25 protein-coding genes are annotated in these 20,945 nt (G+C 61.8%); 16 read left to right on the forward strand and 9 right to left on the reverse strand.

Going from position 1 to position 20,945, the window contains the following annotated elements:
• Positions 1 to 107: 107 nt before the first annotated feature.
• Positions 108 to 1,040, reverse strand: a complete 933-nt coding sequence (gene znuA, locus AB5Y82_RS07675) for a zinc ABC transporter substrate-binding protein ZnuA (RefSeq protein ID WP_368173828.1) — start codon at positions 1,038 to 1,040, stop codon at positions 108 to 110.
• Between the two features lie 93 nt (positions 1,041 to 1,133).
• On the opposite strand from znuA, the gene znuC reads away from it, so the two are divergent.
• Positions 1,134 to 1,910, forward strand: coding sequence for a zinc ABC transporter ATP-binding protein ZnuC (gene znuC, locus AB5Y82_RS07680; protein WP_005363049.1), 777 nt, complete (start codon positions 1,134 to 1,136; stop codon positions 1,908 to 1,910).
• 21 nt (positions 1,911 to 1,931) lie between these two features.
• On the forward strand, positions 1,932 to 2,711 hold the full coding sequence (gene znuB, locus AB5Y82_RS07685) for a zinc ABC transporter permease subunit ZnuB (protein ID WP_005354863.1): 780 nt from the start codon (positions 1,932 to 1,934) through the stop codon (positions 2,709 to 2,711).
• A gap of 9 nt (positions 2,712 to 2,720) precedes the next feature.
• On the opposite strand, the gene AB5Y82_RS07690 is transcribed toward znuB, so the two are convergent.
• Positions 2,721 to 3,611 (reverse strand): LysR substrate-binding domain-containing protein, encoded by an 891-nt coding sequence (locus AB5Y82_RS07690; protein ID WP_042052463.1) that lies wholly within the window; start codon positions 3,609 to 3,611, stop codon positions 2,721 to 2,723.
• 91 nt (positions 3,612 to 3,702) lie between these two features.
• On the opposite strand from AB5Y82_RS07690, the gene AB5Y82_RS07695 reads away from it, so the two are divergent.
• Positions 3,703 to 4,560: a DMT family transporter gene (locus AB5Y82_RS07695; protein ID WP_005335858.1), complete on the forward strand. Its 858-nt coding sequence runs from the start codon at positions 3,703 to 3,705 to the stop codon at positions 4,558 to 4,560.
• Between the two features lie 4 nt (positions 4,561 to 4,564).
• Here the strand turns inward: AB5Y82_RS07695 and AB5Y82_RS07700 are convergent, their stop codons facing one another.
• Positions 4,565 to 5,152 carry a uracil-DNA glycosylase family protein gene (locus AB5Y82_RS07700; protein ID WP_111900251.1) on the reverse strand — a complete coding sequence of 196 codons (588 nt, stop codon included), beginning with the start codon at positions 5,150 to 5,152 and terminating at the stop codon, positions 4,565 to 4,567.
• A 99-nt stretch (positions 5,153 to 5,251) separates the two neighbouring features.
• Between AB5Y82_RS07700 and rarD the strand changes: the two genes are divergently transcribed.
• Positions 5,252 to 6,142 (forward strand): EamA family transporter RarD, encoded by an 891-nt coding sequence (rarD, locus tag AB5Y82_RS07705; protein ID WP_005363056.1) that lies wholly within the window; start codon positions 5,252 to 5,254, stop codon positions 6,140 to 6,142.
• On the opposite strand, the gene AB5Y82_RS07710 is transcribed toward rarD, so the two are convergent.
• Positions 6,124 to 6,858 carry an ABC transporter substrate-binding protein gene (locus tag AB5Y82_RS07710; RefSeq protein ID WP_111900252.1) on the reverse strand — a complete coding sequence of 245 codons (735 nt, stop codon included), beginning with the start codon at positions 6,856 to 6,858 and terminating at the stop codon, positions 6,124 to 6,126. The two genes, rarD and AB5Y82_RS07710, sit on opposite strands and share 19 nt — an antisense overlap.
• 44 nt (positions 6,859 to 6,902) lie before the next feature.
• Between AB5Y82_RS07710 and AB5Y82_RS07715 the strand changes: the two genes are divergently transcribed.
• Positions 6,903 to 7,247: a GIY-YIG nuclease family protein gene (locus AB5Y82_RS07715; RefSeq protein ID WP_111900253.1), complete on the forward strand. Its 345-nt coding sequence runs from the start codon at positions 6,903 to 6,905 to the stop codon at positions 7,245 to 7,247.
• A gap of 90 nt (positions 7,248 to 7,337) precedes the next feature.
• Here AB5Y82_RS07715 and pspG read toward each other — a convergent pair whose 3' ends face one another.
• The 4 genes from pspG to AB5Y82_RS07735 form a co-directional block, all read right to left on the reverse strand.
• Positions 7,338 to 7,556 carry an envelope stress response protein PspG gene (gene pspG / locus AB5Y82_RS07720; protein ID WP_005335871.1) on the reverse strand — a complete coding sequence of 73 codons (219 nt, stop codon included), beginning with the start codon at positions 7,554 to 7,556 and terminating at the stop codon, positions 7,338 to 7,340.
• A 48-nt stretch (positions 7,557 to 7,604) separates the two neighbouring features.
• Positions 7,605 to 7,811, reverse strand: a complete 207-nt coding sequence (locus AB5Y82_RS07725; RefSeq protein WP_043826074.1) for a PspC domain-containing protein — start codon at positions 7,809 to 7,811, stop codon at positions 7,605 to 7,607.
• 2 nt (positions 7,812 to 7,813) lie between these two features.
• The gene (gene pspA, locus AB5Y82_RS07730) at positions 7,814 to 8,476 is read right to left on the reverse strand and encodes a phage shock protein PspA (RefSeq protein ID WP_111900254.1); all 663 of its coding nucleotides are present in this window, start codon (positions 8,474 to 8,476) and stop codon (positions 7,814 to 7,816) included.
• Between the two features lie 210 nt (positions 8,477 to 8,686).
• Positions 8,687 to 9,415, reverse strand: a complete 729-nt coding sequence (locus AB5Y82_RS07735; protein ID WP_019446682.1) for a 1-acylglycerol-3-phosphate O-acyltransferase — start codon at positions 9,413 to 9,415, stop codon at positions 8,687 to 8,689.
• Positions 9,416 to 9,600: 185 nt separating this feature from the next.
• Here AB5Y82_RS07735 and AB5Y82_RS07740 point away from each other — a divergent pair, with 185 nt between their 5' ends.
• From AB5Y82_RS07740 to AB5Y82_RS07755, 4 genes are read left to right on the forward strand one after another with little or no spacing between them, the layout of a single operon-like run.
• Complete coding sequence (locus tag AB5Y82_RS07740; protein ID WP_005354882.1) at positions 9,601 to 9,978, forward strand: hypothetical protein; 378 nt, start codon at positions 9,601 to 9,603, stop codon at positions 9,976 to 9,978.
• 53 nt (positions 9,979 to 10,031) lie between these two features.
• Entirely contained in the window at positions 10,032 to 12,074 is a 2,043-nt protein-coding gene (locus tag AB5Y82_RS07745) for a protein-disulfide reductase DsbD (RefSeq protein ID WP_159144377.1), read from the forward strand.
• Between the two features lie 9 nt (positions 12,075 to 12,083).
• Positions 12,084 to 12,827 carry a DsbA family protein gene (locus AB5Y82_RS07750; RefSeq protein WP_159144378.1) on the forward strand — a complete coding sequence of 248 codons (744 nt, stop codon included), beginning with the start codon at positions 12,084 to 12,086 and terminating at the stop codon, positions 12,825 to 12,827.
• A 3-nt stretch (positions 12,828 to 12,830) separates the two neighbouring features.
• Positions 12,831 to 13,346: a protein disulfide oxidoreductase gene (locus AB5Y82_RS07755; protein ID WP_159144379.1), complete on the forward strand. Its 516-nt coding sequence runs from the start codon at positions 12,831 to 12,833 to the stop codon at positions 13,344 to 13,346.
• 77 nt (positions 13,347 to 13,423) lie between these two features.
• Here the strand turns inward: AB5Y82_RS07755 and AB5Y82_RS07760 are convergent, their stop codons facing one another.
• Positions 13,424 to 14,248, reverse strand: coding sequence for a LysR family transcriptional regulator (locus AB5Y82_RS07760; RefSeq protein ID WP_159144380.1), 825 nt, complete (start codon positions 14,246 to 14,248; stop codon positions 13,424 to 13,426).
• Between the two features lie 130 nt (positions 14,249 to 14,378).
• Here AB5Y82_RS07760 and AB5Y82_RS07765 point away from each other — a divergent pair, with 130 nt between their 5' ends.
• The 7 genes from AB5Y82_RS07765 to AB5Y82_RS07795 all read left to right on the forward strand — a co-directional run bounded on the left by AB5Y82_RS07765 (position 14,379) and on the right by AB5Y82_RS07795 (position 20,844).
• Complete coding sequence (locus AB5Y82_RS07765; RefSeq protein WP_111900259.1) at positions 14,379 to 15,257, forward strand: NAD(P)-dependent oxidoreductase; 879 nt, start codon at positions 14,379 to 14,381, stop codon at positions 15,255 to 15,257.
• Positions 15,254 to 16,006, forward strand: coding sequence for an SDR family NAD(P)-dependent oxidoreductase (locus AB5Y82_RS07770; protein WP_368173829.1), 753 nt, complete (start codon positions 15,254 to 15,256; stop codon positions 16,004 to 16,006). The genes AB5Y82_RS07765 and AB5Y82_RS07770 overlap by 4 nt, the downstream gene beginning before the upstream one ends.
• A 280-nt stretch (positions 16,007 to 16,286) precedes the next feature.
• The gene (locus AB5Y82_RS07775) at positions 16,287 to 16,571 is read left to right on the forward strand and encodes a DnaJ domain-containing protein (RefSeq protein ID WP_005343121.1); all 285 of its coding nucleotides are present in this window, start codon (positions 16,287 to 16,289) and stop codon (positions 16,569 to 16,571) included.
• 23 nt (positions 16,572 to 16,594) lie between these two features.
• A complete protein-coding gene (locus AB5Y82_RS07780) occupies positions 16,595 to 17,137 on the forward strand; it encodes a hypothetical protein (RefSeq protein WP_368173830.1) in 543 nt (180 codons plus the stop codon).
• A 12-nt stretch (positions 17,138 to 17,149) separates the two neighbouring features.
• A complete protein-coding gene (locus AB5Y82_RS07785; protein ID WP_139733520.1) occupies positions 17,150 to 17,917 on the forward strand; it encodes a hypothetical protein in 768 nt (255 codons plus the stop codon).
• Between the two features lie 11 nt (positions 17,918 to 17,928).
• Positions 17,929 to 18,831, forward strand: coding sequence for a hypothetical protein (locus AB5Y82_RS07790; RefSeq protein WP_267518691.1), 903 nt, complete (start codon positions 17,929 to 17,931; stop codon positions 18,829 to 18,831).
• A 525-nt stretch (positions 18,832 to 19,356) separates the two neighbouring features.
• Entirely contained in the window at positions 19,357 to 20,844 is a 1,488-nt protein-coding gene (locus AB5Y82_RS07795; RefSeq protein ID WP_368173831.1) for a peptide MFS transporter, read from the forward strand.
• Positions 20,845 to 20,945: the final 101 nt, after the last annotated feature.

The raw sequence follows: 20,945 nt of genomic DNA on the forward strand, positions 1-20,945 counted from the left end.
ATAGCGCCAACGTGCAGGCCGGGATCAACAACCATTTCATACCGGACACTCCATGTCAGATGCTGGAGGTCAGTATAGCCCCTCCGGATGAGAGGCTCAGCCGCTGATCAGCGACACTGGGCAAATGCGTCTGCCAGTTGCTGCATGAATTGGGGATAACCATCCGGGCCGAGCGGTACCTGTTCACCCACCTCATCAAGCAACAGCACCTTGGCGCCGGTATTGCGTGCCACCGATTCGATCACAGCCGGTGAGAATTGCGGCTCGGCATAAATGCAGCTCGCCTGCTTCTCTTCCAGTGCCTTGCGAATATCCACCAGGGTCTTGGCGCCCGGGCGACGCTCAGGGCTCACGGTAAAGTGACCCTTTGAACTCATGCTGTAGTGGCGCTCCCAGTAGCCATACGCCTCGTGGAAGACAAAGTACCCCTTCTCATTCACCGCCTTCATCTGGCCAGCAATCACCTTGTCTTTGGCATCCACCTTGGTATCAAATGCCGCGAGGTTGGAGTCATAGCGAGCCTGATTGGCCGGATCCAGCTTGCCCAATTCACTTGCGATCGCCCTGGCAATCACCTTGGCCTGCGTCGGGCCAAGCCAGATATGGGGATCGACCCCTTCGTGATGATGTCCCTCATGCCCTTCATCATGATCACCGTGCTCGTGGGCGGCATGATCGTGATCATCATGATCATGGGAGTCATGACTATCCTGAGTCGCGTAGTTGAACAGCGGCATCCCCTCAACCTGAGTCAAGGCCAGAGCATGGGAATGATTGGCCAACGGCTTGGCCATAAACCCTTCCAGCTCGGGGCCAACCCACACCACCAGCCCAGCACCGTTGATGCTGCGAATATCGGAGGGGCGCAGGGAGAAATCGTGGGGCGAGGCGCCGGTCGGCAACAATACCTTGGGCTCGCTCACCCCCTCAGTGATCGCCGCGGCGATGAAGCCAAGGGGCTTGATGGTGGTCAGTACCTCAATGGCACGAACAGGCAAACTCACCGCCAGCAGGGCAGTGAAAAGCGCAATAATTCTCATTGGTGAATCTCGTCAGGGGGTGAGTATGTGATAATATAACAGCCGCTTTTTGTTATATTATAACTCTCACTGGCTGTAAACCCCGGAGTTGTCATGAGCCAACTGGTAGAGCTGAAAGAGGTCTCTCTCTCGTTTGATGGACGCTCTGTGCTCGACAAGGTCTCCTTTACCCTCAATAAAGGCAAAATCACCACGTTAGTCGGCCCCAACGGGGCAGGCAAGAGCACCCTGAGCAAGCTGGTGCTGGGTCTGCTCACCCCGGACTCGGGCAAGATCACCCGCAGCCGCGATCTGAGAGTCGGCTATGTGCCACAGCGCCTCTATCTGGATCCCACCCTGCCGCTGACGGTGCGCCGCTTCCTGCAACTGGGCAAAAATAGCCGCCTCTCCATCGAGGAGGCACTGACCCGGGTGGGCGCAGAGGGATTGCTGGAAAACCGGATGCAAAAACTCTCCGGCGGCGAGATGCAGCGCGTGCTGCTGGCTCGCGCCCTGCTGGTCAAGCCCGAGCTGCTGGTGCTGGACGAACCGGTGCAAGGGGTTGATATCACCGGCCAGATCGAGCTCTACGCCCTGATCGGCCAGCTCGCCGCCGAATTCAATTGCGCCGTGCTGATGGTCTCCCACGACCTGCATCTGGTGATGGCCAGCACCCACGAGGTGATCTGCCTCAATCGCCATGTCTGCTGTCACGGCGAACCTGAGAGCGTGGCCCGCCATCCCGAATTTGCCCGCCTGTTCGGGCGACCGGAGCAGGAGGTGCTGGCGGTCTATACCCACCACCATCACTGTGACGGCGAACACCATCATCATGAACCGCAGGCTCCCGTCATCCGCCTGCCCTCTCGCAACAACGCTCACAGCAAATAGCGCAAGCAACAGGACATTCAAGTGGACAGCTTTCTGTTATACGCCCTCGCGGCCGGTCTCGGCATCGCCCTGCTGGCCGGCCCCCTCGGCAGCTTCGTGGTATGGCGCAAGATGGCCTATTTTGGCGACACCCTCTCCCATGCCTGTCTGTTCGGCATCGCGCTGGGCATCCTGCTGCAGGTCGATCTCACCCTAGCGGTAGTGGTCTGCTGCCTCGCCATGGCGATGCTATTGGTGATCATGAGTCGCAACCAGCAGGTCGCGACCGATACCCTGCTCGGCATTCTGGCCCACAGCGCCCTGTCCCTCGGTCTGGTTACCTTGAGTTTTATGGATAACGTGCGGGTGGATCTGATGGCCTACCTGTTCGGCGACCTGCTCTCGGTACAACCGATGGATCTGCTCTGGATCTACGGCGGTGGCGCGCTGGTGCTGCTCACCCTGTGGCGACTGTGGGATCCCCTGCTCTCCATGACCATCTCGGAAGAGCTGGCACGGGTAGAGGGGATCCGGGTCGATGTGCTGCGCTGCGTATTGATGCTGCTGATCGGGCTGGTGATCGCCGTGGCGATGAAGTTTGTCGGCGCGCTGATCATCACCTCCCTGCTGATCATCCCCGCCGCCACCGCCCGCCGCTTCAGCCAGACGCCGGAGCAGATGGCTGGCTTTGCCGCGCTGATCGGCTGTCTCGCCGTGCTGGGTGGATTGACCCTCTCCTGGTATCAAGACACCCCGGCAGGCCCCTCGGTCGTAGTCTGCGCCACCAGCCTGTTTGTGCTGAGCCAGTTCAAAAGAGCGTAACAGCGCAGGCTAGAGCGGCATGCTCTGGCGTGTCTCCATCATCAGCCACTGGCGCAACCGGCTGATCGCGGGCTCATGGGCCCGCGAGCGTTTGCAGGTAAAGTAGAAGGCATCCCCCGTCTCCAGCTGGTGTACCGGCAAGGCCACCAGTTGGGGATCATCGGGCCGCAGCATGTAGTCATTCACGAACGCCACCCCCTGATCCCAGGCCGCCGCCTCCATCGCCAGCAGCACATGGCTAAAGTGGTGCATCCGCGCCTCGTCAGGGATCACCAAGCCACCCGCCTTGGCCCAGCGCTGCCAATCCTCCCCCCGCGCCTTGTAAATGGACTGCACCGAGAGCAGCGGCAACTGCCAGATTGCCTCGGGCCACTCCCCGCTGATCTGCTGCAACAGACGGCGACTACAGACCGGAAAGAGCCGCTCCTGATAGATAAGGTCGTGGCAGTAGCCACGCCCGTGGGGTGAGACTGTGATAAAGCAGTCTGCCACCCTATCGGAGAGTTCGGGGTCTTCCGCCACCATCTCCAGACTCAAATCAAGCTCGGGGTAGAGCTGGCGCAATCCGGCCAGGCGGGGGATCAGCCACTTCACCGCAAAGGAGCTGTAGACTGCGAGCCGGACTCGCATCTCGCCACCACCACGCAGCTGTTCGCTGCTTTGGGCAATCTGGCTGAGCCCAGCAGCAATCCCTTCGAAGTAGCTCTCCCCCTGGGGTGTCAACGAGAGCAACCGCCCCTGACGCAGCAGCAAGCGCTCACCCAGAAAATCTTCCAGCAGGCGGATCTGGTGGCTGACCGCACTCTGGCTGACGTTCAGTTCAAGGGCGGCGCGGGAGAAGCTGAGTAGCCGGGCCACCACCTCGAAATATTGCACCGCACGCAGGGGAGGAAGCTTCATTATCTAAATATCTCATGAATGGTCATTTTTTATCATTTTACTGGATATCAACCGGCACGCTACCCTCCCCGAATCTGAAGTGGGAGGTGGTATGAATGCAGTAGGGATCGGCATCCTTTATCTGGTGCTGGGCAATATGGTGGCGGTTTTTTCCGATGCACTGGTCAAGGTGCTGGAGCCGGATCAGCCCATCTTCCAGTTTGTCTTTTTCCGCCAGCTCTCGGCCGCCATTCTGCTGATGCCCTGGCTGCTCTGGTCATGGCGCCGCAACCCACCGGTGGCCATCAAGTGGCACCTGCTGCGGGCCCATATCTGGGCGGTCGGCGTCTGCCTGATGGTGGTGGCCCTCACCCGCTTGCCGCTCGCTACCGCCAATGCCCTCTTCTATGCCGCCCCCCTGATGATGGTGCCGCTGGCGGTGTGGATGGCAGGAGAAGCGATCTCGCGCCAGAAGGTGCTGACCGCAGTCATCGGATTTATCGGGGTTTTGATCGTGCTGCGCCCGACCGAAGTGAACTGGGCCGCACTGGCGGCGCTCGGGGTGGCGTTGTCGATGGCGCTCAACAATCTGCTGATCAAGCGGATCCCGCTCAAGCAGCCCATCGCCCAGACCCTGTTTTTCACCAACGTGCTGAGCATGCCCTTCATTCTGGCGCTGGCATTATGGGAAGGAGGCGACTGGCAGTGGCAGATGTGGTGGCCCGCCTTCGGCTCCTCGGCGCTGATCATGGTCTATGCGGGATTGTGCGTGGTGGCCTATCGCAAGGCGGAGGCGAGCAAGATCGCCTCGGCGGAGTACACCGGTCTGCTGATGGCGGTGGCCATCGGGGTATGGTTGTTTGACGAGCAGCCCGGCCTGCCGCTGCTGCTGGGCTGTATCTGCATCGTCCTGCCGCTCATCGCCATGGCCCGCAGCAAACCAAAACCGCTGGCCGAACCGGCGCTTTAAGCGCTCAGGGTCGTTCCAGCAAAGGGGCGACCCTTTGCTGCAGATGGGGGACAATCTCCTGTTCGAACCAGGGATTCTTTTTGAGCCAGAGGGTATTGCGTGGGGAGGGATGCGGCAACGGCAGCCAGCCGGGGCCATAGTCGGCCCAGCTGCGCACCGTTTCGGTGAGCGATCCCCTGGCAGCCCCCCGCAGATAGTAGGCTTGTGAATATTGGCCGATCAGCAGGGTCAGTTCGATATTGGGCAACAGCATCAATACCTTGTCGTGCCAGGTGGGTGCGCACTCGGGTCTGGGTGGCAGATCGCCGGATTTTCCCCTGCCGGGATAGCAGAGCCCCATCGGCATGATGGCGATGCGGGATTGGTCGTAAAAGGTGGCCTTATCGACCCCGAGCCACTGGCGCAGCCTGTCACCGGAGGGGTCATCCCACGGGATACCGCTGGCATGCACCCGGGTGCCGGGCGCCTGACCGATGATCAGCAGGCGGGCACTCTCGGCCCCGCGGATCACCGGACGAGGCCCCAGCGGCAGATGAGCCTCACACAGACGGCAGGCCCTGATTTGCTCAAACAACTTATCGATTCGCTGCATGACGTTGATAGTACCAGCATTTCCCTGCTTTCCCTCTTGTGGAAACAGGGCGCGCCCCCTACTATCGCCATGGGTGTTTAATTTAATAAACGGAAAATAATGAAAAACTGGCTAGGTACCGGCACCGCGACCCTCTCCTTCATCCTGTGGGGGATGCTGCCGCTCTATTATCAATTCATGCCTGAGGTCAACATGTGGGAGCTCATCTCCCACCGGGTGCTCTGGTCTGTGGTGCTGCTGGGTGCCCTGTTTTTACTGCTTGGCCACAAGGTGCCCTGGGCACAACTGCGCAGCGAGCCGCGCCAGCTCGGCCTCATTCTGCTGGCGGGCCCCGTCATGTCGATCAGCTGGTGCATGTTCACCTGGTGCCTCACTACCGGGCAGGTGCTGACCACCAGCCTCGCCTTCTTTATGACCCCGCTGTTCAATATCGTATTCGCCGTCATCTTCCTCAAAGAGCGACTCACCCCGCAAAAGCATCTGGCGGTCGCCCTGGCGCTGGCGGGTCTCGCCTACATGCTGTTCTGCTACGGCCAACTCCCTTGGTTCTCCCTCATCATGGGGGCCAACTTCGCCTGCTATGGCCTTATCAAGAAGAAGATCCACTACGACACCGGCTCCAGCCTCTATCTGGAAGCCATGGTGCAACTGCCCGTCGCGCTGATCATCATCGGCACGCTGGCGTGGCACGGGGAAGGGGCATTCGTGAACGGGGATCTGGCCGACAAGCTGCTGCTGATGGGCAGTGCGCCCGCCACCCTGCTGCCGGTGGGGCTCTTCTGCTACGCAGTGGCGAGAACCCGGATGAGCACGGTGGGGCTGCTGCAATATATCGAGCCCAGCCTCGCCTTCCTGCTCGCCATCTACTGGTTTGGTGAGGCGCCGGACCCCATCAAGGCGGTCGGTTTCGCCTTTGTCTGGGCAGGTCTGCTGGTGAGCCTGTTGCCACTGCATCGGCTCAAGCGCCGCCCTCAGGGCGTACCGCGATAGGACTCCAACACCTTGTGCCAGCGGGGATCCCTGTCCATCTGCTCGGCGATGTCGTTGAGGGTGGCATGCAGCTCGGGACGGGATTTGGGCAGCAGGATATGGCGGGTATAGCTGGATTGAGGGAAGGGCGAGATAAACAGCTTGCCCTGATAGTGCTGTGAGTCGATGAAAAAGCCCAGCGACGAACCACTCACCAGCGTCACATCAATGCGGCCGCGCACCAGCAGCTCGAGGTTGGTCTTCACCTTCTTGGCATCCTGACGCACCAGCTCCCCGCGGCCAGCTGCATCATCGATCCCCTGATAGCGGTAGCCCTCCACCCCGCCAAACACCAACCCCTTGAGGGAGTCTGGCCCGCGATAGGTGACCGGTTTGTCTATGTTCGAGACCAGCTCATTGGTGTCGCGCATCACCGGGAAAGTCCAGAGATAACGCTCGCGATGGGGATCCCCCACCCAGGCGGGATTGACCCAGACCACCAGACCGTCAAAGTCGGGATCTGCCATCTCCAGCGCCAGTCGGGCGCGATTGACCAGCCAAAGCTCGATTCTGGGTTCACCCCCCAGCTTTTCATTGAGATACTTGACCAGCTCGCGGCTCAGCCCTGCATCCACTCCGGTGTTGAAGGGGGGATGCTGATGGTAATCGTAGAGACGGATCGTCTCCCCCAGAGCCGGGACCGACAACAGTAACCACAACCAAAACCAGACTCTCATCGCACCTCCTTGAGCTGCCTCTGAGTTTGGCACAGAGAATTTGAATGAGAGAACCCGCGACCACCACTCCAGCGCCGCAACCATCCACCCCTGTCCGCTGGTCTGTCTATATAGTGCGTACTGCCACCGGCCTGCTCTATACCGGGATTAGCACGGACCCGCTGCGCCGCCTGCGCCAGCATCAGAGTGGCAAGGGCGCTCGCGCCCTGCGCGGCAAGGGGCCACTGACGCTGGCGTGGCAACAGGAAGTCGGCGAGAAGGGGGCGGCCCTGCGCATCGAATACCGCCTCAAGCAGCAGCCAAAATCCTTCAAGGAGCAGCTGATCCACAGCCCGGCACTCTGGCAGAGCTGGAGCCCCCAGTGGTTACCCGCAGCCACCCAGCCTTGAGGACGACAGGCAAAAAAAGGCCACTCGATGAGTGGCCGGAAAGGGGAAATCAGGGAGCATCACACAACGTCTTGCACAACCTCAGGCGGGTTAGAGGTAGGTATTGGAACGCTTGCTGCGGTTACTGATCAGCCAGCAAACTGCCAGCACCAGCAACAACCAGGGGGCCAGCTTGATGATCAGAGCAAGCATGCCGCCCAGTGCCCCAAGCAGCACGAACAGGCCGCTCACCAGCAACATGGCTACCAGGGTAAAACCGGTCAGTGCCATGACCAGCAGCACCACCAGCAATATGAAAAATTCCAGCATAACTTGCTCCTTATCAGTACCTTCTCTGCCGGCTGATCAACCCTTCGGTCAATCCAGCCAGCGCTTCAATTCATAACGGGGCGGCATCATCAGCACCGCCAGCAGATAGGCGGCCAGTGCCAGCGGCGGCATCAGGATCAGGGCGAGCAGTGCCACCACCCGCACCGTGACTCTGGAGACCCCCAACCGCCTGGCAATACCGGCGCAGACCCCGGTCAGCTTGCGATGCACCAGATCCTTGGGCCAGGGGCTCATGATTACACCTCCGCCTTCTGGCCTTTGAGGCGAGCCAGCTCGCGCTCGATCTCGTCATTGAGCTCCAGCTCGCGGAACTGGGCCTCCAGCGAGGGATTCTGCCCCAGGGTGGCCGCCTCCAGCTGGGCTTCCAGCTGATCGACCCGGCCCTGAAAACCATCAAAGCGCGCCATCAGCTCATACATCCGCTGGTTGTCCACCTGGGCGCGAGCACGAATGCGGCTGTGGGCCGTCTGCTCGCGCAGGGTCAGCAGTTTTTGCTTCTCGCGCGCCTCGGTCAGCTTGGCTGCCAGCCGCTCGCTGTCGGCGGTGAGCTGGGCCAGCACCTCGGCCACCCGGGCCTTGTCCTGCTCCAGCTGTTCACATTTTTTGACCTCCGCCAGCTTCTCGGTGAGGGCTGCGCGGGCCAGATCCTCACGTCCCTTCTGAATGGCGAGCTCGGCCTTGGCCGACCACTCCAGGATCTGCGCCTGCAACGCCTGCTGGTGACGCTCCAGCTGCTTCTGTTCGGCAATCACGCGGGCGGCCTGGGTACGCATCTCGACCTGCACCTGCTCCATCTCTTCGATCATCAGGCGCAGCATCTTCTCCGGCTCTTCACTCTTGTCGAGCAGGCTGTGCAGGTTGGCATTTATCACGTCGGTCAGGCGGCTGAATACGCTCATGGTCTGGCTCCTTGTTGATGGGATGGCTATCTCTTCCCATTGCATTACAAGAGCCGTGCCAAGAAAAATTATTGTTGTTTTACATATAGATGGGAATTTAATGAGGAAACTCAAGGATGGTTTATTGGTGAAAATAGCCAACCAGGTGGTGATTTTCACCAACAAAAAAGGGAGCCTGTGGCTCCCTTGTAGATTCGTCTGCGCTATCCGTCAGGCGGCGTGGCTGTGGCCCAGCTTGCTGTCCAGTTCGGCCAGCTTGGCCTCCATCCGGGCGCGGCAGGTGTCGGAGAGATCGCGAATGCCGCTGGCACCGTGCTCCTTGCTGCAGACCGGCGCCATCACTTCCACCAGCACTTCGCCGTTGTCCCAGCGATTGAGGTCGACCTGACCGAAGTAGCTGGAGCAGACGATGGGCACCACGGGAACTTCAGCCTGTACCGCAGTGTGGAAAGCGCCCGCCTTGAACGGCAGCAGGCCACGCCCCTGGGAGCGGGTCCCTTCCGGGAACATCCAGATGGAGGTGCCGCGGTTCTTGATACGATCCACCACTTGACCTATGGTGCCGATGGCACGGGAGCGGTTGGAGCGGTCGATCAGCACGTTGCCGGAGAGCCAGAAGATAAGGCCGAACAGCGGCAGCCAGAGCAGGCTCTTTTTGCCCACCGCTACCACACCGGGCTGCACCGCACCGGTCACGGTGAAGATGTCGAAGTTGCTCTGGTGGTTGCAGACGTAGACCGCCGGGCCGACCGATTTGACCTCGTCGGCCACCGTCACCTTGACTCGCAGCCCGATCAGCGGGCAGACCGCGTGATACATGCGGGCGAAGACATAGACGTTGTTGGGATGGCGCGGACGAACCAGACAGAGCAGTAGGCCGAACAGGAACCAGAAAATGAGCAGCAGACCAAGCAGCAGCACACGGGCAATTTTGAGCATCGAACACCTCGAGTTTTAACTCGGCGCAGTATACTGATCCCCCTTTTAGCGAACAAGCGTTCGCCAAACAGAACCGACCACCCTCCCCGTCGCGCCACCCACAGTCCTGCTCATCAATACGCCGCCGACTTGCCCCACCCGTCATTGGTCGTTAGGATGGCCCCATCTTGATGGACGGGGCGAACATGATGTTGCAACAACGGGTAGCGAAACATCTCCTGCTGCTGGTCTGCCTGCTGGTGCTCAATTGTGCGGCCCAGCCGCTGGCCCGGCTTGCCCTGCTCGATCACGCCCTCAGCTGTCAGGCGCTGCCCGTTCCAGGCTCGGCAACGGATCAAGAGGATGCCAAACCGGCCAGCCCGCAGCCCACCAGCTGCCAGCTCAACGGCAAGTGGCTGAGCGCCGCCACCCTGCTCTGCGTCGAACAGCTCTTCTTTGCCGTGGCCGTGCTGATCGCCCTGCTGGCCCCCCTTTGGCGCTACACACCGCCACTGCCCCCTCCCAGAGTCATCTCGCCGCCCGAGCGGCGTCTGCACCTCACCCTCTGCGTCTGGCGGGAATGAGTTCGGCAGCGTTCTTTCGTTAGCTGTCACTCAATTTTTGCGAGACCAAAAAGATGTCGAATCTCTTCAAGGCGGCCCTGCTACTGGGCGGTCTGCTGTGGCAATCCATGGGATTGGCCAGCAACACGGGCTGGCTCACCAGCCCACAGAATGATCACGCCCGGGTACGGCTGCAGGCCGACCGCAGCACGGCAGATCAGACCCGCATCCTGCTCGATGTCGAGCTGGAGTCGGGCTGGAAAACCTACTGGCACAGTCCGGGAGAAGGGGGCATTGCCCCCCAGATCCTCTGGGATGAGCCGGTCGGTGCCTTTCAGTGGCGCTGGCCGGTGCCACGCCACTTCGAGGTAGCCGGGCTCAGCACCCAGGGTTATCAGGGTGATGTGACCTTCCCTCTGAGCCTCAACTATCCCGCCGGGCAACCGCTCAAGGGGACTCTACGCCTCTCCACCTGCAGCAATGTCTGCATCCTGACCGACTTTCCCTTCACCCTCACGGTGGATGGGCGAGCGCCAGCCGGTTTCGACTTCGGCTGGGCCAAGGCCATCAGCAACCTGCCCCAGCAATTGCCTGCCGAAACCCGGGTCGAGCTCGGTTATCAGCACAACCAGCTGCAACTGCGCGCCGAGCGAGCAGAGGGCTGGCAATCACCAGCGCTCTTTATCGACGCTCTGGAGGGGGCCGAGTTTGGCAAACCGGCACTTGAGGTCGAGGGCAACACCCTGATCGCCCGGGTGCCGGTGAGCGATGGCTGGCAGGGGGATGCGCCGGATCTGCGCGGTCAATCCCTCGGCCTGCTGCTCACCAGTGGCGAGCAGGCGTGGCAGGGCAAGGGGACGATCGGCGCGCCGCTCGCACTGCCCAACCAGAGTCATTCGCTGCTCTGGTTGCTGGGGGCGGCGCTGCTCGGCGGCCTTATCCTCAACCTGATGCCCTGCGTGCTGCCGGTGCTGGCGCTCAAGCTGGGAACTGTGTTGCAACATCAGGAGCGTGAACAGGGAGCGGTGCGCAAGCAGTTCCTCGCCGCCAGCGCCGGGATCATCGCCTCCTTCTGGGTGCTGGCGGCCATGAGCAGCCTGCTGCGCGCCACGCAAGGGGCCGTTGGCTGGGGCATCCAGTTCCAGAGCGCCGGTTTTATCGGCTTGATGGTGCTGGTCACCCTGCTGTTTTGCGCCAACCTGTTGGGGCTGTTCGAGATCCGCCTGCCCAGCGCCCTCAGCACCCGCCTCGCCACCAGCGGCGGCAACGGCCTCAGCGGTCACTTCCTGCAGGGGAGCTTCGCTACTCTGCTGGCTACCCCCTGCTCGGCCCCCTTCCTCGGTACCGCGGTGGCCTTTGCGCTGGTGGCGCCACTTGGCCAGCTCTGGCTGATCTTCACCGCCCTCGGGATTGGCATGAGCCTGCCCTGGCTGCTGGTGGCGGCCCTGCCACGGCTCGCCCTCTGGCTGCCGAAACCGGGGCGCTGGATGAACCATCTGCGCATCCTGCTCGGCCTGATGATGCTGGGCTCCAGCCTCTGGCTCACCAGCCTGCTCGACAACCATCTCGGCAGCTATGCCACCGGCTGGCTGATGGTTGCCATGCTGCTGGCGCTGCTGACTGGCATCATCTGGCGTTACGGCATCCGCGGCTTCACGCTGGCGATCGCCCTCGCCGCCCTGATTGGCAGCCCCCTGCTGCTGAGCGGCGCCTTTAGCGCGCAGGGCTCGGCCAGCGTTGACAAGGTGGTCTGGCAGCCGCTCTCTGAGCGCGCCATCACAGATGCGCTGGCCCAGAACAAGCGGGTCTTTATCGATGTCACCGCCGACTGGTGTGTCACCTGCAAGGCCAACAAATACAACGTGTTGCTGCGCGATGAGGTGCAACAGGCCCTCTCTGCCCCCGATGTGGTGGCCCTGCGCGGCGACTGGAGCAAACCAAGCGACACCATCGCCGCCTTCCTGCGTAGGCGGGGCGCGGCGGCCGTCCCCTTCAACCAGATTTACGGCCCGGAGTTGCCGCAGGGGGTCACGCTGTCGCCCCTGCTCGACAAGGACGATCTGCTGACCACATTGCACAAGGCTGGCCTGCTTCAGGCTGGCACCACCCGATTTTAAGGAGCAACCATGAAACCGACTCTGAGCGCCCTGACCCTGCTGGCCTCCCTTTCCGCAGCCCTGCTGGCTCCGGCCCTGCACGCCGCCCCCTTCACCCCGGAGCAGGAGGCACGTATCAAGGAGCTGATCCGCGAGACCCTGATCGCCAACCCCAAGATCCTCGACGAGGCCGCCGAATCCTGGGAGAAACAGAACGCGGCAGCCCAGGAGGCGCAGCTTGGCAACTTCATCAAAGGCAACAAGGATGTGCTGTTTAACAGCGCCACCAGCCCACGCCTCGGCGCCAAAAACCCCAAGCTGACGCTGGTGCTGTTCACCGACTACAACTGCCCCTACTGCAAGCAGTTCGATCCCCAGCTGACCAAGCTGCTCAAGGCCTATCCGGACGATCTGGGGCTGGTGATCAAGCTGCTGCCGTTCAAGGGACAAACCTCCGCCAAGGCGGCCCAATACAGCCTGACCCTGTGGCAGCAAGATCCCGCCCGCTTCCTCACCCTGCACGACAAGCTGATGAGCAAGCAGGGGATGTTGACCGAGGCGGACATCAACAAGGCGCTGGCCGCCACCGGCAACACCGCGCTCAAACCGGCCGCCAAGGCGACCGAAGAGCTGCGCAACAGCCTGCGCATCGGCACCATTCTGGGGGTACAGGGCACACCGGCGACGCTTATCGGCAACCAGCTGGTGCCGGGCGCCATCCCCTATGAGGAGCTGGAGCATCTGGTGAAGGCCGAACTGGCCAAGCAGGGGTAAGGGATGACCACCAATCCTCAACCCCGCTGGCGCCGCTGGGGCAAGGAGGCGCTCTGGCTGCTGCTGATGGCGCTGGTCATTTCGACCCTGCTCGATCTGTGGCGCAGCCCGACCCTGCCAGAGGGGGCGATGAGCGCCCCCGTCACTCTGCAGGATGGCAGCAGCACGGATCTCGCTACCCTGAGCCGCGGCAAGCCGCTGCTGGTCTACTACTGGGCCAGCTGGTGCGGGGTGTGCCGTTTCACCACCCCGGCGGTGCAGCAGCTCTGGCAAGAGGGGGAAAACGTGCTGACGGTGGCGCTGCGCTCCGGCAATTCGGAGCAGTTAGCCAAGGGGATGAGCAAGAAGGGGCTCACCTTCCCGACCCACAACGACGAGTCGGGAGCGCTAGCTGCCAAGTGGCAGGTGGGGGTCACCCCGACTTTCCTCGTTATCAAGGATGGGACGCTTGTGAGCATCACCACCGGCTGGAGCTCGAAGTGGGGCCTGCAGCTGCGGCTCTGGTGGGCGTCGCTCTAGCCACGCCAGCATCGTTGCCTACAACAGGGCCATCCCACCGGATGGCCCTTTTTTATGCCGACATTTTTATCCCGACATCAGGCGGGGAGCTGCATCCCGCGCACCTGCTCCAGCAGGGCAGTCACCGCCACCGAGCGCAACGCATCGGGGGCGTAGCAGAGCCCCACCCGCCGCTTGAAGGAAGAAGCCGCCAGCTCGGCGACTGTACAGCCGGGCGGACAAAGCGAACGGGGCAACCAGGCGATCCCCGCCCCGGCGGCCACCATAGTCGCCGCCAGTCGCAGCGACCCCGCCCGCCGTGGATAGAGCGGCGCCTGATTACCGAGAATGGCGATCAGCCGCAGGTGGGAGTCGTGGCGCGGGCAGGTGACCCAGGGCTCGTCCGCCAGCTCAGCCGGGGTGAGCGATCCCTTGCCCGTCAGCGGGTGATCCGGCGGCAGCACCAGCACAAACGCCTCCTCCAGCAGGGGGATAAAGAGCTCGTCACTGCAACGCAGGGATTCACAGCCCAGCCGCACATCGCCACAACAGCCCTCCTCCAGAGTCAGCAGGATCTCCTCGTGGGCGAGCGCTCCTTGCACCAGCGCCCCCACCACGCCATCACCCAGATCAGCCTCAATCCCCACCGTCACCTCGAGGCAGGGGGAGGTTTCACGGAATTCGCGGGCGAGGGAGTCGGTGTCGGCGATCAGCCGCTTGGCGCGGGGATAGAGCCGGTGCGCCGCTTCGGTCCCCTCCACCCCGCGCGCCTGCCGCACAAACAGGGTCACCCCCAGCTCATCCTCCAGCGTCTTGATGGTGGTGGAGAGGGTGGGCTGGGTAATGAAAAGGCGGGTGGCAGCCGCCGTGATGTTGCCCTCCTCGAAGACAGCGACAAACGCACGCAAGGTTCGCACATCCATAGAATTCACCTATACCAGACAGTCATAAAAGCCATTTTTCACGGCGACACGGGGCAAATATAGTGGTTCACCTGCCACAAGGCATCCCAATTTTCTATATCAGCGTCTATCAACACCGTCAGGAGCCATCATGCGCCATCTCTCTGTCATCGGCCTCGGGGCAATGGGCTCCGCCCTCGCCACCACCTTGCTCAAGGCGGGCCATCCGGTCACCGTCTGGAATCGCAGCGCCGCCAAGGCGGCCCCGCTGCAAGCGCTGGGTGCGACACTCGCCCCCTCGGTTGGCGCGGCCATCGCCGCAAGCGATATCACCCTTGTCTGCGTCGATAACTACGCCGTCAGCCAGCAGTTGCTGGATGAGGCGAGCGATGTGGTGGCGGGCAAACTGCTGGTGCAGCTCTCTACCGGCAGCCCGCAGGGGGCCAGAGCGCTGGAGAGCTGGAGCCACGCCCGCGGCGCCCGTTATCTCGATGGCGCCATCCTCTGCTTCCCGGATCAGATCGGCACCACTGATGCCAGCATCATCTGCTCGGGGGCCAGCGCTGCCTTTAGCGACGCCGAGCCGGTGCTGCGCCTGCTCGCCCCCACCCTCGACCATGTGGCCGAGGCGGTGGGCGCCGCCGCGGCGCAAGATTGTGCCGTCGCAGCCTACTTTGCCGGTGGCCTGCTCGGTGCCCTGCACGGCGCGCTGATCTGCGAGGCGGAAGGGTTGCCGGTGGCCAAGGTGTGCGCCCAGTTCAGCGAGCTGTCGCCGATTTTGGGGGGCGATGTGGCCCACCTTGGCAAGACACTGGCGAGCGGCGATTTCGATCACCCCTACGCCAGCCTGAAAACCTGGAGCGCCGCCATCAGCCGCCTCGCCGGTCATGCCACCGATGCCGGGATAGACAGCCGCTTCCCGCGCTTTGCCGCCGATCTGTTTGAGGAAGGGGTGGCGCAAGGATTTGGTCAGCAGGAGGTGTCAGCCCTCATCAAGGTGCTGCGGGCGCGCAATGGAGCGGCACAATGAACGAGCTGACCAACCAACCTCAAATTGTGCTGGTCACCGGCGCCGCTGGCGGGATTGGCCGCCAGCTCTGCATCGGGCTGGCCGAGGCGGGCTATCGGGTGATCGCCACCGATCTGACTCCTCACGCTTTTGACCATCCCGAGATCCACTTTCACCCGCTCGATTTGCGGGACGAGCAGGCCATCGTGGGGCTCTTTGCTGAGGTACGCGCACAGCATGGCGGCGTCCACTTGCTGATCAACAACGGCGCCATCAGCAAGTTCCACACCCGCTTCGAGGAGCTGAGCGCAGCCCAGTTCGACCAGGTGATGACGGTCAATGTGCGCGGTGCCATGCTCTGCGCCCGCGCCTTTGTGCAGGCCAACCGCGATCTGCCTTATGGCCGCATCATCAATATTGCCTCCACCCGCTGGCAGCAGAACGAACTGGGTTGGGATGCCTACGGCGCCTCCAAGGGGGCGCTGGTCGCTCTCACCCAGTCCCTCGCCAACTCGCTGGCAGACTACCCCGTCACGGTCAATGCCATCAGTCCGGGCTGGATCCAGGCGGAGGATTACCACACACTGACCGAAGCGGATCATCGCCAGCACCCGAGTGGCCGGGTCGGTCGCCCCGACGACATCACCCGCGCCTGCCTCTTTCTGGCGGATCCCCAGAACGACTTTATCAACGGCGCCAATCTGGTGGTCGATGGCGGGATGAGCAAGAAGATGATCTACCACACCTCCGCCTCCTTCTGGGAGGAGTAACCCCTGCGGCGGCAGCCTTACCCCGGCCTGCCGCCCGCCCCTTTCCTGCCCGTTTTTTCATCGCTTTTGCCCCGCCGCCCTTGCACTGGCCAGACCGACTGGCAACAATAGGCACTCAACTGACCCCTCTTCATTTCGCCCGTTAATTGATCGCCCAACTCATCGCGTTGGCGGGCTGTTTCCGTTAAAATGACGGGTTTTTGCCGTGCCTGGTTTGCCAATCCCCACCATCAGGCACTCGCAGCGTGAATCCTATGATGCCAGTGATGCAGGATCTGCCATGAACAACTACTTTCGGGTGCTGGGCGTCAAGTCCAACGCCAGCGAAAACGACATCAAGAAAGCCTATCGTCGGCTGTCGAACCAGTACCACCCCGACAAGCTGCACGGGGCCAGTGAAGAAGAGAAAGAGCAGGCAGCCATCAAGCTGCACCAGGTAAAGCAGGCCTATGAAGTGCTGTCCGATCCGAAACAGCGGGCCGCCTTTATCAAGGATTTCAACAACGTCATCGTGACCGACCCCGCCTCCGCCATGCAGGAGATGTGGGATCAGTTCTACCCCTAAAACAGCAGGCAGAAAGAGCAACTATGCAAAAGAGATGGGACCGGGCGCGGCTCAAGTCGCTGCAAAGCGATGCCAGCGAAAACATCGAATCCTACCGGGATCAGGACGACCCCAAGGGGCTGGAACAGTTCACCGACCAGATGAAGAGCCTGCTGCTGGCCGATATGAGCATGCTGGAGTTTATGCCCGAGTATCTGCCGCTGGCCCTCTATGGCCGGGTGCAGTTCCCGGCCAAGGCCAAGTCACAGTGGAACAAGTGGCTCACCAGCGGGGAGCAGCCGGGCTGGGACGAGTTCAAGGTGAGCGTCGGCTTCAACAACGCCGCCCTGCCGCTGGTCAAGGCGGTGCGGGCCCAGAGCGAAGATCAGCTGATGGAAGCCTGCGCCGTGCTGTTCCTGCTCGACAACCCGCTACCGCGCGGTAGCCACCGCAGCGATGACGACTATGAGCTGCGCGACGAAGAAGATGAAGACGGGGAAGATGCCGACGCCGACTACCACGGCGGCAGTGACCGCTATGGTGATGACGACGGCGATCAGGATATGTACGACGAAGTCCGTTTCTAATTGGGGCAAGGCATGAGCAACAGTCTGATAGAAATTACCGCCATCGAGATCAAAGAGCTGGCCGTTATCGAGCCGAAGCAGGCCAGCGAGAAATTCGAGCTGATCGCCAAGACCATGTCTGACGACCAGCTGGCAGAAGTGATTGAAAACATTGATATCGTTACCCTGACCCAGATTAACGGCCAGCACGATATCTCCTTCCCCTCCATCATCTCCGAGCTGATGACCCCGGAGCGGATCCGCGACATCGTCTGCCAGCAGCCGCTCTACTGGGAAGAGGCGATCAAGAACAACGCCGACGAGCTGCAACAGCACACCTTCGACTTCCTCAACTACCTGATCCGCACCCAGGATAGCGAAGCCAAGCAGCGCGAGATCCTCGAATGCGTGGCCGAAGATCCGGCCGGCCTCTTCTACCTCGCCATCCCCTTTATCGAGTTCTATCGCGGCGAACGCTATGAAGAGGACGAAGGCTATCGCGACGTGCTGCACGCCGAAGAGGAAGACCTCGAAGAGTCCCTTCGCTACAGCGAGCGCCAGCAGAGCGAAGATGTCCACGACTATGCGCTGGACGACCCGCGCAGCCTCTTGATGCTCATTCGCGAGCTGGCCCCCGAGGTGGAGAAAGCCATCAAGGCGCTGCTGCGCAACGAGCACTCAACCTGGGACGGCATCATCAACAAGTTTGCCGCCGAGCTGGTGATGCAGGCCAAAGAGAAGAACAAGGTCGAGGAAGACGAGTACGGCGACGTCGACGACATGTTCAGCTTTCTGGATTAAGGAGCCCATTCATGCAGTTAGTCATTCGCGATGCCAACCAGGGCCCCTTTCTGACCCAGGTGCTGCGCTTTGGCCGCGACAATGAACGTTTGACCGAGCAACAGCTGGCCGCCATCAAGGGCAAGGCGGTGCTGATGAGCCTCAAATTCGCCGACAAGTACTACAACAAGTACAAGATGCACCTGCTGGAGCAGGCGGCCCACGACGTCATCGGCGTGGTGAGCCTCGGTCTGCAGGAGCTCTCGGCGCGGGATCCGGCCAAGGCGCTGGCGCTGCTGCAGGCGCCGGAAGGCCCCATCAAGCCGTTCCAGAAGGGCTGGTCGATGCTCATTACCGTCAGCCCCAAGCAGGCTGGCAACAGCCTCTACGGTGACGTGGATGCGCGGCTCTTGGACAAGATCTCGAGCCCGCCCGACGTGGAGGAGTGGCAAGGGTGGCAGGAGTACGAGAAGGCACTGACCGAGCACAACAAGAGCCGCCTGATGGAGCTCATCGACCAGCACTTCTTCGCCTGCGAGAGCGACCACCCCACCATGGAGGACAAGCTGGCCGAAGCGCTGCTCTACCGCATCCTCTGCGGCAAGGGCAGTGGCGCCGCCCCGCTCAAGGTGAAGCAGGATCTCAAGCGCAAACTGGCGCGGGAGATTGAGCTCGACGAGCGCTGGTACGACACAGACTACCTCGCCGCCCAGCTCGCCCTGATGCTGAGCGCGCTGCCAGCCGACATGGCCGCCGCCCTGCGTCAGGAGCTGAGCCCGGGCTTTGTGCCCAACCTGCTGCACACCCTCGGCTTTGTGCGCCAGTACCAGCTGCTGCAAAAAGAGAACGCCTCGCCGGAGAAGCTCGACAACATCGAGATGCGCGCCGGACTCAAGCACCCGCTGCTCGGCTGGCCGCTCTACCACGACTTCTAAGGCCGCTTTCGCCGCCCATCAGTCGCACCACAACGCCCGGCCCGCCGGGCGTTGTTCTATCCTCCCCTCACCCTCTCGACAGCAAAGAGAGAACACGCGCAAGTCACCCTGAGGCTACCCCTTCTCTTACCGATATTTATTCATTCAATGCCCAAGGATGAATAAACAACCTGCGATACAACGGCTTGGTGCCAGCTGCGTTTCGGGACAACAAAGTGGGACGCAGATCCCACCACAGCGCCATAATCGGCACTAAATAGCCGACTGGCTCACATCAACCGTACCGCAATCGCGTGGTAAGCCGAGCTACAACCATGACTCAATCACGCATAAAAAGGCGGAATAGATCAATAAAAAGCAATTAATCGCGCCGGATTAAATTTCAGGTATGGCTATTTGCACCGCTTGGCCGCTAAATGACAGACCGGCCTTCAGACTAGCATGGAAGCGCACAAGGCTAGCCGGCAGCAGACCGGTACGCTCTCAGGACGAGTTATGACTTTCTTCTCTCACAGGAGACAGACCGTGAGCGCTTCGAATCAACACCCCACCATTCCCCCCGGCTCCGGGGCGCTGTTCTTTATCCAGACCTTCTCGACCCTGGGGTTTGCCGTGCTCTACTCCACCCTGGTGCTCTACGCCACCAAGCGGCTCGGCTTTAGCGAATCCCAGGCCAACGCCATGATGGGGGTCTTCGGGGCCTTCAACTATGGCCTGCACCTGTTTGGCGGTTATCTCGGCGGGCGCTACCTCAGCAACCGCAACCTGTTCGTGATGGGGATGGTGCTGCAGGTGATCGGCTGCTACTTCATCGCCGAGATGGGGATCACCGGCCTCTACTGGGGGCTCGCCATGTTCCTTACCGGCAGCGGCCTCAACGTCACCTGCCTCAACATGATGCTGACCCAGCGCTTCGCCCCGGATGATCACCGCCGCGAGAGTGCCTTCCTGTGGAACTACGCCGGGATGAATCTGGGCTTCTTTATCGGCTTCACGGTGGCGGGCTACTTCCAGCTCACCGAGGATTACCGCACCCTGTTCCTGTTTGCGACGCTGGGCAACATCATCGCCATCATCGCTACCTTCGCCTGCTGGCCGATTCTGGCGGATATCAGCACCCCGCTGCGCCATATCAAGGGGAGTGGTTTCTATCTGCGAATGCTCGGTGGCCTCGCCATTCTGGCCATGCTGGTGCCGGCGCTGCGCCTGCTGCTGACCCACGCCAGCTTCAGCGGCAGCTTCGTGCTGATCCTGGGGGCCGTGGTGCTGGTGCTGCTCTGCGTGATGACCGCCCGCCACCCGGACGCCGCCGAGCGCAGCCGCATGGTGGCCTACCTGATCCTCGCCCTCGGCTCTCTTATCTTCTGGTCGCTTTACCAGCTGGCGCCCATGGGGCTGATGCTCTTCTCCGAGCACAACATCAACCTCAATGTGTTCGGGCTGCGGGTCGCCCCCCAGTGGATCCAGAACATCAACACCCTCGTCATCGTCATCGGTGGCCCCTTGATGGCGCTGCTGTTCAAGCGGCTGCGCGAACAAGGGTGGAATATCGACATCCCCTCCCAGTTTGCCGCCTCCCTGTTCTGCATGGGGCTCGGCATGCTAGTGCTGCCGCTCGGCATTCATCTGGCGGGGGCCGACGGGCTGATCGCCTTCAAGTGGATCGCCATCAGCTATATGCTGCAGAGCTTTGGCGAGCTGCTGATCTCCCCCATCGGCTACGCCATGATTGGCAAGCTGGCCCCCGCCAGCCTGCAAGGCTTGATGATGGGCTGCTGGATGATGGTGACCGGCGTCGCCTCAGTGCTGGCGGGCTATGTCTCCGGCGCCATGCCGCAAAATATCGGCAGCACCCCGGTCGCCACCAACCCGGGCTACAGCTCGGTGTTCAATATGCTCGGCTGGGGCTCGCTGGCGGGCGGCGTGGTGTTGCTGCTGCTGGTGCCCCGCCTGCGCCTGCTGATCGCCTCGAAAATCACCCCGCAACCGGCGGCGACAGCTATCCCCGTCTGATAGGTTTGAATCACTTGGCGGCGTGAACCGCAGAGAAGATCAGAGGCCCCGCAATCATGGATTGCGGGGCCTCTGCTTTTGGTGGGATGGATCGTTTAGAC

It is taken from the genome of Aeromonas sp. s13, assembly GCF_040907905.1.
GTDB lineage: Bacteria > Pseudomonadota > Gammaproteobacteria > Enterobacterales > Aeromonadaceae > Aeromonas > Aeromonas veronii.

Coding starts and splice junctions, on each gene's coding strand:
- znuC (WP_005363049.1), top strand. CDS start 1,134: ATGAGCCAACTGGTAGAGCTGAAAGAGGTCTCTCTCTCGTTTGATGGA.
- AB5Y82_RS07715 (WP_111900253.1), top strand. CDS start 6,903: ATGAGAGAACCCGCGACCACCACTCCAGCGCCGCAACCATCCACCCCT.
- AB5Y82_RS07725 (WP_043826074.1), bottom strand. CDS start 7,811: ATGAGCCCCTGGCCCAAGGATCTGGTGCATCGCAAGCTGACCGGGGTC.
- AB5Y82_RS07700 (WP_111900251.1), bottom strand. CDS start 5,152: ATGCAGCGAATCGATAAGTTGTTTGAGCAAATCAGGGCCTGCCGTCTG.
- pspA (WP_111900254.1), bottom strand. CDS start 8,476: ATGAGCGTATTCAGCCGCCTGACCGACGTGATAAATGCCAACCTGCAC.
- AB5Y82_RS07740 (WP_005354882.1), top strand. CDS start 9,601: ATGATGTTGCAACAACGGGTAGCGAAACATCTCCTGCTGCTGGTCTGC.
- AB5Y82_RS07770 (WP_368173829.1), top strand. CDS start 15,254: ATGAACGAGCTGACCAACCAACCTCAAATTGTGCTGGTCACCGGCGCC.
- AB5Y82_RS07695 (WP_005335858.1), top strand. CDS start 3,703: ATGAATGCAGTAGGGATCGGCATCCTTTATCTGGTGCTGGGCAATATG.
- AB5Y82_RS07745 (WP_159144377.1), top strand. CDS start 10,032: ATGTCGAATCTCTTCAAGGCGGCCCTGCTACTGGGCGGTCTGCTGTGG.
- AB5Y82_RS07765 (WP_111900259.1), top strand. CDS start 14,379: ATGCGCCATCTCTCTGTCATCGGCCTCGGGGCAATGGGCTCCGCCCTC.
- AB5Y82_RS07755 (WP_159144379.1), top strand. CDS start 12,831: ATGACCACCAATCCTCAACCCCGCTGGCGCCGCTGGGGCAAGGAGGCG.
- rarD (WP_005363056.1), top strand. CDS start 5,252: ATGAAAAACTGGCTAGGTACCGGCACCGCGACCCTCTCCTTCATCCTG.
- AB5Y82_RS07775 (WP_005343121.1), top strand. CDS start 16,287: ATGAACAACTACTTTCGGGTGCTGGGCGTCAAGTCCAACGCCAGCGAA.
- AB5Y82_RS07790 (WP_267518691.1), top strand. CDS start 17,929: ATGCAGTTAGTCATTCGCGATGCCAACCAGGGCCCCTTTCTGACCCAG.
- AB5Y82_RS07735 (WP_019446682.1), bottom strand. CDS start 9,415: ATGCTCAAAATTGCCCGTGTGCTGCTGCTTGGTCTGCTGCTCATTTTC.
- znuA (WP_368173828.1), bottom strand. CDS start 1,040: ATGAGAATTATTGCGCTTTTCACTGCCCTGCTGGCGGTGAGTTTGCCT.
- AB5Y82_RS07690 (WP_042052463.1), bottom strand. CDS start 3,611: ATGAAGCTTCCTCCCCTGCGTGCGGTGCAATATTTCGAGGTGGTGGCC.
- AB5Y82_RS07785 (WP_139733520.1), top strand. CDS start 17,150: ATGAGCAACAGTCTGATAGAAATTACCGCCATCGAGATCAAAGAGCTG.
- AB5Y82_RS07760 (WP_159144380.1), bottom strand. CDS start 14,248: ATGGATGTGCGAACCTTGCGTGCGTTTGTCGCTGTCTTCGAGGAGGGC.
- AB5Y82_RS07780 (WP_368173830.1), top strand. CDS start 16,595: ATGCAAAAGAGATGGGACCGGGCGCGGCTCAAGTCGCTGCAAAGCGAT.
- AB5Y82_RS07750 (WP_159144378.1), top strand. CDS start 12,084: ATGAAACCGACTCTGAGCGCCCTGACCCTGCTGGCCTCCCTTTCCGCA.
- AB5Y82_RS07710 (WP_111900252.1), bottom strand. CDS start 6,858: ATGAGAGTCTGGTTTTGGTTGTGGTTACTGTTGTCGGTCCCGGCTCTG.
- pspG (WP_005335871.1), bottom strand. CDS start 7,556: ATGCTGGAATTTTTCATATTGCTGGTGGTGCTGCTGGTCATGGCACTG.